Here is a 9,866-nt window from a genome sequence, read left to right on the forward strand (position 1 = left end):
GGCCTTGAGGGTGAGCACCATCGTCAGGCCGCCGCCCGGCGTGTCCTCGGCGCCGAGCGTTCCGCCCATGGCCTCGACGAAGCCGCGGGCGACCGCGAGGCCCAGGCCGACACCGGAGCCGCGCGGGGCGTCGCCGAAGCGCTGGAAGGGCTCGAAGATGCCGTCCTTGGCCTCGTCGGGGACACCGGGGCCGCGGTCCACGACCCGGAGCTCGACGCGGTCGCCGAGGGTGCTGGCGGCGACGGCCACGGGCATGCCCTCGGGGCTGTACTTGACGGCGTTCTCGACGATGTTGGCGACGGCCCGCTCCAGGAGGCCCTTGTCGACCTCGACCATGGGCAGCGTCTCGGGGATGTCGAGCTCGGCGCTGCCGTCGGGCACTCCCCCGAGGGCCATCGGGACGACCTCGTCGAGGTCGACGGTACGGATCAGCGGGGTGACGGTGCCGGTCTGGAGGCGGGACATGTCGAGGAGGTTGCCGACCAGGTGGTCGAGGCGGTCGGCGCCGGCCTCGATGCCCTCCAGGAGTTCGGCGCGGTCCTGCTCGGACCATTCGACGTCGTCGGAGCGGAGGGAGGAGACGGAGGCCTTGATGCCGGCGAGCGGGGTCCGCAGGTCGTGGCTGACGGCGGCGAGCAGGGAGGTGCGGATCTTGTTGCCCTCGGCCTGCTTGCGGGCCTCTTCCGCCTCGCCCACGAGTCGCTGACGGTCGAGGACGACCGCGGCCTGGGCGGCGAAGGCGCCGAGGACGCGCCGGTCCTCGGCGGGCAGCACCCGGCCGGACAGGGCGAGGGCCAGCTGGTCGCCGACCGGCATGTCCACGTCCGCGTCCTCGGGCCGGGCCGCCGGGTGGGGGCCGACGCTCGCGGCCCGGGTCCAGGGCTCGACGTCGTCCACTCGCTCCAGCAGGGCGACGGACTCCATGGAGAAGGTCTCGCGGACCCGTTCGAGGAGGGCGTCGAGGCTGGTCTCGCCCCGCAGCACGCTGCCGGCGAGATAGGAGAGCACCTCGGACTCGGCGCGCAGCCGGGCGGCCTGGTGGGTGCGCCGGGCGGCCAGGTCGACCACGGAGGCGACCGACATGGCGACGCCGAGGAAGACGGCGATCGCCACGATGTTCTTGGGGTCGGCGATGGTGAGCCGGTGGACGGGCGGGGTGAAGAACCAGTTGAGGAGGAGGGAGCCGGCCGCGGCGGAGGCGAGCGCCGGCAGGAAGCCGCCGAGCAGGGCCGCCGCGACGGTGAGGGCCAGGAAGAGCAGCATGTCGTTGGCGAGACCGAGGTCGGCGTCGACGTGGGTGAGGAGCAGGGCGAGGAGGACGGGTCCGGCGACGCCGACCACCCAGCCGCCGATGATCCGGGAGCGGCCGAGGCGGGCGCCCCGGGCGACCGGGAGGCCGCGGCCCTTGGCGACCTCGCCGTGGGTGACGATGTGGACGTCGAGGTCGGGCCCGGACTCCCGGGCCACGGTCTGGCCGACGCCGGGGCCGAGCATGTACTGCCAGGTGCGGCGGCGGCTGGAGCCGAGGACGATCTGGGTGGCGTTCACCCCGCGGGCGAACTCCAGGAGCGCGGAGGGGATGTCGTCGCCGATGACATGGTGGAACGTTCCGCCCAGGTCCTCGACCAGGGTGCGCTGGACGGCCAGCTCCTTGGGCGAGGCGGCGGTGAGGCCGTCGCTGCGGGCGATGTAGACGGCGAGGACCTCGCCTCCCGCGCCCTTCTCGGCCAGCCGGGTGGCGCGCCGTATGAGGGTGCGGCCCTCGGGACCGCCGGTCAGACCGACGACGATGCGTTCACGGGCCTGCCAGGTGGAGCGGATGTTGTGCTCGCCCCGGTACTGCTGGAGGTACTCGTCGACCCGGTCGGCGGTCCAGAGCAGGGCCAGCTCGCGCAGGGCGGTGAGGTTGCCGGGGCGGAAGTAGTTGGAGAGGGCCGCGTCGACCTTGTCCGAGGTGTAGACGTTGCCGTGGGCCATCCGGCGGCGCAGGGCCTCCGGCGACATGTCGACCAGCTCGATCTGGTCGGCCCGGCGCACCACCTCGTCGGGGACGGTCTCCCGCTGCCGTACGCCGGTGATCGCCTCGACCACGTCGCCCAGCGACTCCAGGTGCTGGATGTTGACGGTCGATATGACGTCGATGCCGGCCGCGAGCAGCTCGGCGACGTCCTGCCACCGCTTGGGGTTGCGGGAGCCGGGCACGTTCGTGTGGGCGAGCTCGTCGACGAGCGCGACGGCGGGGCGCCGCTCCAGGACGGCGTCGATGTCCATCTCGGTGAAGGCGGTCCCCCGGTACTCCAGGGTGCGGCGCGGCACCTGCTCCAGGCCGTGCAGCATGACCTCGGTGCGCGGCCGTCCGTGGTGCTCGACGAACGCCACGACGCAGTCCGTGCCGCGCTCCACCCGCCGGTGCCCCTCGGAGAGCATGGCGTAGGTCTTGCCGACGCCCGGCGCAGCGCCGAGGTATATCCGAAGCTTGCCGCGTCCCATGGCACGACCATACGTCCCGCCAATCGGACATTCCGCACGCGGGGAGGGGGCCGGAGTGGTCTTGACGTGTTTCTGATGTCGGGACCGCGCCGGGCTCCGCGGTCGGGGCCGGCCGTACCGCGTCAGTGCTCGATGATCTCGCCGTCGCTGAGTTCGAGAACCCGGTCGGCCAGGCCCAGGAGCTGCGGGTCGTGGGTGGCGACCAGGGCCGTACAGCCCTCGCTGCGCACCACCGCGCGCAGCAGCTGCATGACGGCGAGGCCGGTCTCCTGGTCCAGCTGGCCCGTCGGTTCGTCGGCTATGAGCAGCGCCGGCTTGTTGGCGAGGGCGCGGGCGATGGCGACGCGCTGCTGCTGCCCGCCGGAGAGCTCGCCGGGCCGCTGGTTCGCGTGGTCGGCGAGGCCCACCAGGCCGAGGAGCAGGGCCACCCGCTCCTCGCGCTCCTTCGGATCGGCCTTGCGCAGCCGCATGGGTACGCCGACGTTCTCGGCGGCGGAGAGGATCGGGAGCAGCCCGAAGGACTGGAAGATGAAGCCGATCCGGTCACGGCGCAGTTCCAGGAGCCCGTTCTCACCGAGGGTGGCGAGGTCGACGCCGTCGATGACGATCGAGCCGCCGTCCGCGCTGTCGAGGCCGCCGACCAGGTTGAGCAGCGTCGTCTTGCCGGAGCCGGAGCGGCCCTTGAGGGCGACGAGCTCGCCGCGGGGGATGTCGAAGGAGACCCCGCGCAGGGCGTGGACGGCTGCTTCCCCGGTGCCGTACGAACGGCGCAGGTCCTCCACGCGGACCATCGGCAGACCGGCCGGGTCCTCGGCGACGGCCGTCGCGGACCGCGTGCTGCTCTCACTCACCCTGTGCTCCCCCTCCTCGAACATGTGCCCGCCAGTATGGTCCGCGGCCGCGCCCCACGGCCAGAGCCCATGGGCGGAACCTGTGGAAAACGACCGATGGGCCGCCTCCCGTACGTGTCGTACGGAAAGCGGCCCATCGGCCCTGGCGAGTACGCGGCGGACCCGGAGGCCCACCGGTCCCAGGGGGTGTCCTGCCGATCAGGCCGTACACCCCGAAGCGCGGACTAGCGGATCTCGGAGATCTCCGGACCGCGCTGGAGCTGGCCCATGCCGCCGGAGAAGCGGGAGTTCTCCTGCTCCTCCTGCTGCACGCCGTCCGGCACCATCTGCGCGTCGTTCGGCAGCTTGAGGACGATCGGGTCGCGCGGGGCCATCGGGCCGTCGCCGCGGACGACCACGGTGTCCCGGACGATCTGCTCCAGGAGACCGGCCGCCTCGGGCTGGACCGCGCCCTGGCCGGAGATCACTCCGCGCAGGAACCAGCGGGGTCCGTCGACACCCACGAAGCGGACCAGCTGCACACCGCGATTGCCGTCCGGCAGCTGTACGGGGACCTGCGCGCGCAGCTCCCAGCCCAGCGGGCCCTCGACCTCGTCGATGACCCCGCCCTGCTGGATGATGCCCGTGGCGATCTCGTCGCGGACCTCGCCCCAGATGCCCTCGTTCTTGGGGGCCGCGAAGGCCTGCAGCTGCACGGCGCTGTCGCGCAGGACGACGGTGGCCGCGACGATCGCGTCGCCCGCCACCTCCACCCGCAGCTCCATGCCCTCGACCCCGGGGACGAAGACGCCACCCAGGTCGACACGGCCGTCCTCGGGCTTGCTGACCTCGGAGATGTCCCAGGGTCCGTCGGGCCGGGGCGCCGGCGGAAGGTTCACACGGCGCGGGGCCGCGTCGTCCGCGTCCTCGCCGTCCACCGCGTCGACGACCTGCTCGGCCTCGCCCGCCGCGTCCTCTGCGGCACCGCTCTTCTTGCGACGTCCGAACACGTCACTGTCCTTCCCGGTCGGATACGACCGAAGCGTATCGATTCCCACCCGTTGTGCCGTCCACGGCGGCATGACCGCCGGTGGACCCGAAGCCCCCCTCGGCCCGCGCCGAGCCGGGAAGCTCCGCCACCTCGTGGAAGCGCACCTTCTCGACCTGTTGGACGACAAGTTGGGCAATCCGGTCGAATCGTTCGAACCGCACGCTCTCGCGCGGGTCGAGATTGACCACGATCACCTTGATCTCTCCACGGTACCCGGCATCCACCGTCCCCGGGGCATTCACGAGCGCCACTCCGCAGCGGGCGGCGAGTCCGGAGCGCGGGTGCACGAAGGCCGCGTACCCGTCCGGGAGCGCGATGGAGATCCCGGTGGGCAGTACGGCGCGCTCCCCGGGGGCCAGCACGGCGGCCTCCGTGGTGACCAGGTCCGCCCCAGCGTCACCGGGGTGGCCGTAGGCCGGGATCGGCACGTCCGGGTCCACACGCCGGATCAGTACGTCGACAGGGTTGCTCATCAGGGGTTCACCTCGAAGGCGCGGGCGCGCCGGACCTGGTCGGGGTCGGACATGGCCGCCTGGATCTCCTCCGGGCGGCCGTTGTCGATGAAGTGGTCGACCTTGACCTCTATGAAGAGTGCCTCGGCGCGGACGGCGACGGGGCCGTCGGGCCCGCCGATCCGGCCGACGGCGGTCGAGAAGATCTTGCGGCCGCGCACGGCGGTCACCGCGGCCTGCAGGTGGAGCACCGTGCCCACCGGGACGGGCCGGACGAAGTCGGTCTCGAGCCGTCCGGTCACGGCGATGACCCGCAGCAGCCAGTTCAGGGAGCCGAGGGTCTCGTCGAGCGCGGTGGCGAGCACGCCGCCGTGCGCGAGCCCGGGGGCGCCCTGGTGGTCGGGGGTCACCGTGAACTCGGCCGTGACGGTCACGCCCTCGCCCGCGCGCGCCTCCAGGTGGAGGCCGTGGGACTGCCCGCCGCCGCACCCGAAGCAGTACTCGTAGTGCGAACCGAGCAGCTCGCCGGGGGCCGGCGCGTCGGGGTGGCGTACCGGCGGTATGGCGTCGGCCGGCGGGGTGAGGGCGGCAGATGTTCCAGTCACAGCCGCAGACCTTACCCGCGCGGATGGGCGCAGGTCGCGCCGTGCCAAGCTTGGACGCATGCAGCCTTCCGCATCGTCCCCCGCCCCCTCCCCCGCGCCCTCCGCCGCACCGCTCTTCGACGAGCGGCTGACGGCGCCCCGCTCCTGGTGGTTCATCGCGGGCCTGCTCGGTCTCTCCGGCGGTCTGATCATGGTCCCGCTGGGTACGGTCCCGATGCTCGGCGGTCTGATCGTGGTGGCGGTGCTCGCCGGTGCGGCGGTGTCCTCGTACGGCTCCGCCCGGATCCGGGTGGTGGCCGGTTCGCTCGTGGCGGGCGACGCGCGGATCCCGGTCTCGGCGCTGGGCGGGGCCGAGGCGCTCGACGCGGAGGAGGCGCGCGCGTGGCGCACGCACAAGGCCGACCCGCGCGCGTTCATGCTGATGCGCGGCTATGTGACCCGGGCGGTGCGCATCGAGGTGACGGACCCCTCGGACCCGACGCCGTACGTGTACCTCTCCAGCCGTGAGCCGGAGGCGCTGGTGGCGGCCCTGGACGCCGTCCGCGCGGGCGCCCAGGACTGAGCGGGCCGAGGAGTCCGGCCAGGCCCTGTCGTCGGACTCCCGTCTGCCGCCCTTCGGGCGACGGGAGTCCGACGACAGGGCCTAGAACCCGAGCTCCTTCGGGTTCTCCGGCTGTTCCAGCGGGGGCAGCTCCCGGAGGGAGTCCCAGGGGACCTGGCGGCTGCGCAGGTCCTTGCGGATGTGGCCCGCGAGCTTCTTGGTGTCGCGGCGGTTCATGACCGCGCCGACCGCCGCGCCGACCATGAAGGGCGTGAGGTTCGGCAGGTTGCGCACCATGCGCTTCATGATCTGCTGGCGCAGCTCGCGCTTGAGCTGTCCGCCGAGCGCCGCGTTGACCGTGGTGGGCTTGGTGGGGTCGATGCCCCGCTCCTCGGCCCAGGAAGTCAGATAGGCCGCCGAACGCTGGGTGAGCCGGCCGGGGGGCCGCAGCCCGTAGACCTCGTGCAGTTCGGCGATGAGTTTGAGTTCCACGGCGGCGACGCCGGTGATCTCGGCCGCGAGCTCCGCCGGCATGGCCGGGGGTACGGGGAGCATGGCGGCGGCACCGATGCTCGCGCCCACGGTCGAGCTCGCGTTCGCCGCACCCGCGACGAGCTTGTCGGCGAGCTCCTCGGGGCCGAGCCCGGGAAACTGTTTGCGCAGGGTCGCCAGATCGCGGACGGGGATCCGCGGGGCGAGGTCGATCAACCGGTCGGCCAGATGGCCGATGCCGGCCTTGGCGCTGTCTCCGCCGCGCTTCACGCCCTGCCGGACGCCCTGCGCGACGCCGCGCCGGACGGCTTCGATCCGGTCGGAGTCGATCTTGATCTTGTCGAGCTGGGCGCGCGCGGGATTGGCGAGCCGCTTGACGGCGCCGAAGCGCCCGTCCCGCTGTGTCTCGTCGTTCCCCGCTTCCTCCAGCGCGTCGCTCCGTCCCGCTTCCCGCACCACCGGCGGCTGCGCCGGGTCCGGTTCGGTGACGGCCTCGAGCGAGGCCGGGAGGCCTCGCTCGTCGTCACGTACGCCGAGGGAGGGCGGGGAGGCGGCGTGCTCGGCTTCAGGGGCCTCCTGGGCACCCTCCGCCGGGTCCGAGCCGCCCTTGTACGTCCTGGGGCTCCCAGGGAGCCTCAGACGCCGCTTCCGGGACGGTGTGTCGCCTGCCACGACCGAGGGTCTCAGTCGCAGTCGCGGCAGATGGGCTGGCCGTTCTTCTCCCTGGCCAGCTGGCTGCGGTGGTGCACGAGGAAGCAGCTCATGCAGGTGAACTCATCGGCCTGCTTGGGCAGGACCCGGACGGCCAGCTCCTCGTTCGAGAGGTCGGCGCCGGGAAGCTCCAGGCCTTCGGCGGCCTCGAACTCGTCGACGTCGACGGTCGAGGTCGACTTGTCGTTCCGGCGGGCCTTCAGTTCCTCAAGGCTGTCCGAATCGACGTCGTCGTCGGTCTTGCGTGGGGTGTCGTAATCCGTTGCCATGTCGCTCTCCCCCTCTGGGTGGTTGCGGTGTCTCCAGCGCACGTAACGCGTGAGAGGTCGGACTTGTGCCCGACCTGAGGCGGAGATTTTGCCTCACATCAAGGTCTGTTACTCAATCGACACCCGTTCCGTCCTCTCGCGAGTGATCGGCTTCGGGTGGCGAACCGGACCGTACACGGTCCGGTGGGCGCCCCTTGCAGGCGCCACCCCGTGTACTTCCCGTCAATCCAGGCCCGGGAAACCCGGACTTTTCCGGGTTTTCACGGGGATTTCTCCGTTACGGAGAGTGGATGTCCGGACACCCTCTCCTGTGATCGATCACACATGAGCGTCTCAGAATCGGGCCCACGGAATTCCGCGCAAAGCGAACGGAACCGGGTCGGCTCGTGCAGTGTGTCAGATCGGCAGAGTGACGCGCATCACGAGACCGCCGCCCTCGCGGGGCTCCGCGATGATACGGCCGCCGTGGGCACGGGCCACGGACCGCGCGATCGACAGGCCGAGGCCGACGCCCTTGTCACTGCCGGTCCGCTCCTGCCGGAGCCGCCGGAACGGCTCGAAAAGGTTGTCGATCTCGTACGCGGGGACCACGGGACCCGTGTTCGAGACGGTCAGGACCGCCTGGCCGTGCTCGGTCGCGGTCGTCACCTCCACCCAGCCTCCCTCCGCCATGTTGTACCGGACGGCGTTCTGGAGCAGGTTCAGCGTGATCCGCTCCAGCAGGACGCCGTTGCCCTGGACGCCCGCGGGCGCGCGCTCGCCCCGGATCTCGACGCCCTTGGCCTCCGCCTCGGCGTGGACCTGGTCGACGCCCCGCTCGGCGACCTCGGCGAGGTCGACGGGCTTGCGCTCGATGATCTGGTTGTCGCTCCGGGCGAGCAGCAGCAGACCCTCGACGAGTTGTTCGCTGCGTTCGTTGGTGGCGAGCAGCGTCTTGCCGAGCTGCTGGAGTTCCACCGGCGCACCCGGGTCGGAGAGGTGCACCTCCAGGAGGGTGCGGTTGATCGCGAGCGGGGTCCGCAGCTCGTGCGAGGCGTTCGCGACGAACCGCTGCTGGGCGGTGAAGGCCCGCTCCAGGCGCTCCAGCATCTCGTCGAAGGTGTCGGCGAGCTCCTTGAGCTCGTCGTCGGGGCCGTCCAGCTCGATCCGCCGGGACAGATCGGAACCGGCCACCTGGCGGGCGGTCCGGGTGATCCGGCCGAGCGGCGAGAGCACCCGCCCCGCCATGGCGTAGCCGAAGGCGAAGGCGATGATGCTCAGTCCGAGCAGGGCGAAGAGCGAGCGGCGCAGGAGGTCCTCGAGGGCCCGGTCGCTCTGGTACCGGAGGCAGACGGAGACCGCCTGGTTGAGTTGCTCCCCGGTGCCCTGCGCGGGCAGCTCGCACCAGGAGGTGGTCGGCTGGACCTGGCCCTCGACCACCTTGAAGGGCAGTTCGGACACGCTGTGGGTGAGCGCCTGCGCGGTGAAGAGGTAGATGATCGAGAGCAGCAGGATGCCCGCGATCAGGAACATCCCGCCGTACAAAAGCGTGAGACGTATCCGGATGGTCGGGCGCAGCAGGGGCCTGACCGGGTCCCTGGGGTCCCAGGCAGGCTTCGGGGGCGCGTGGGGGTGGGGCACTGCGGTGGCGGGCATCGTGCTCAGATCCGGTACCCGGAGCCGGGGACCGTCACGATGACGGGCGGCTCGCCGAGCTTGCGTCGCAGGGTCATGACGGTGACACGGACGACGTTGGTGAACGGGTCGGTGTTCTCGTCCCAGGCCTTCTCCAGGAGCTGCTCGGCCGAGACGACGGCGCCCTCGCTGCGCATGAGGACCTCCAGGACGGCGAACTCCTTCGGCGCGAGCTGGACCTCCTTGCCCTCGCGGAAGACCTCGCGGCGGTTCGGGTCGAGCTTGATGCCGGCGCGCTCCAGGACGGGCGGGAGCGGCACGCTGGTCCGCCGGCCGAGGGCGCGCACGCGCGCGGTGAGCTCGGTGAAGGCGAAGGGCTTGGGGAGGTAGTCGTCCGCGCCGAGTTCGAGGCCCTCGACCCGGTCGCTGACGTCGCCGGAGGCGGTGAGCATCAGGACGCGGGTGGGCATGCCCAGCTCCACGATCTTGCGGCAGACGTCGTCACCGTGGACGAGGGGAAGGTCGCGGTCGAGGACGACGACGTCGTAGTCGTTCACCCCGACGCGCTCCAGGGCCGCGGCGCCGTCGTACACGACGTCGACGGCCATGGCCTCCCGGCGCAGTCCGGTGGCCACCGCATCGGCGAGCAGCTGCTCGTCCTCGACGACGAGTACGCGCACGTCGTACATCCTTCCCGTGGGGCTGCGGTCCTGAGGCGGACCGGCTGAAGACCTGAGCACTGACTGTGCGTGTCCATCCTGCCCCGTACGCGCGTAAACCGGCTGTAAGACGGCGGTGCGGGGCCCTGGGC

10 protein-coding genes are annotated in these 9,866 nt (G+C 71.8%); 1 reads left to right on the forward strand and 9 read right to left on the reverse strand.

From position 1 onward, the window contains the following. The 5 genes from AOK00_RS18290 to AOK00_RS18310 all read right to left on the reverse strand — a co-directional run. On the reverse strand, nt 1-2,490 hold a 2,490-nt coding region (locus AOK00_RS18290; RefSeq protein WP_055601371.1), incomplete at its 3' end, for a sensor histidine kinase. Nucleotides 2,491-2,612: 122 nt separating this feature from the next. After that, nucleotides 2,613-3,365: an ABC transporter ATP-binding protein gene (locus tag AOK00_RS18295; RefSeq protein ID WP_055601372.1), complete on the reverse strand. Its 753-nt coding sequence runs from the start codon at nt 3,363-3,365 to the stop codon at nt 2,613-2,615. Nucleotides 3,366-3,565: 200 nt separating this feature from the next. Further along, nucleotides 3,566-4,330, reverse strand: coding sequence for a DUF3710 domain-containing protein (locus tag AOK00_RS18300; protein ID WP_055601373.1), 765 nt, complete (start codon nt 4,328-4,330; stop codon nt 3,566-3,568). 1 nt (nt 4,331) lies between these two features. Beyond that, on the reverse strand, nt 4,332-4,844 hold the full coding sequence (dut, locus tag AOK00_RS18305; protein WP_055601374.1) for a dUTP diphosphatase: 513 nt from the start codon (nt 4,842-4,844) through the stop codon (nt 4,332-4,334). Continuing rightward, nucleotides 4,844-5,428 carry a PaaI family thioesterase gene (locus tag AOK00_RS18310; protein ID WP_055601375.1) on the reverse strand — a complete coding sequence of 195 codons (585 nt, stop codon included), beginning with the start codon at nt 5,426-5,428 and terminating at the stop codon, nt 4,844-4,846. Before AOK00_RS18310 ends, dut begins: the two co-directional genes overlap by 1 nt. A gap of 58 nt (nt 5,429-5,486) precedes the next feature. Here AOK00_RS18310 and AOK00_RS18315 point away from each other — a divergent pair, with 58 nt between their 5' ends. After that, entirely contained in the window at nt 5,487-5,990 is a 504-nt protein-coding gene (locus AOK00_RS18315; RefSeq protein ID WP_055601376.1) for a DUF3093 domain-containing protein, read from the forward strand. Nucleotides 5,991-6,071: 81 nt separating this feature from the next. On the opposite strand, the gene AOK00_RS18320 is transcribed toward AOK00_RS18315, so the two are convergent. The 4 genes from AOK00_RS18320 to AOK00_RS18335 form a co-directional block, all read right to left on the reverse strand. Next, nucleotides 6,072-7,133 (reverse strand): hypothetical protein, encoded by a 1,062-nt coding sequence (locus tag AOK00_RS18320; RefSeq protein ID WP_055601377.1) that lies wholly within the window; start codon nt 7,131-7,133, stop codon nt 6,072-6,074. Between the two features lie 11 nt (nt 7,134-7,144). Beyond that, on the reverse strand, nt 7,145-7,441 hold the full coding sequence (locus AOK00_RS18325) for a DUF4193 domain-containing protein (protein ID WP_003955561.1): 297 nt from the start codon (nt 7,439-7,441) through the stop codon (nt 7,145-7,147). 396 nt (nt 7,442-7,837) lie between these two features. After that, nucleotides 7,838-9,076 (reverse strand): sensor histidine kinase, encoded by a 1,239-nt coding sequence (locus AOK00_RS18330; protein WP_055601378.1) that lies wholly within the window; start codon nt 9,074-9,076, stop codon nt 7,838-7,840. Nucleotides 9,077-9,081: 5 nt separating this feature from the next. Next, nucleotides 9,082-9,735 (reverse strand): response regulator transcription factor, encoded by a 654-nt coding sequence (locus AOK00_RS18335; RefSeq protein WP_030146958.1) that lies wholly within the window; start codon nt 9,733-9,735, stop codon nt 9,082-9,084. Nucleotides 9,736-9,866 lie beyond the last annotated feature (131 nt).

This window comes from Streptomyces aureus, from assembly GCF_001418135.1.
Taxonomy (GTDB): Bacteria; Actinomycetota; Actinomycetes; order Streptomycetales; family Streptomycetaceae; genus Streptomyces; species Streptomyces aureus_A.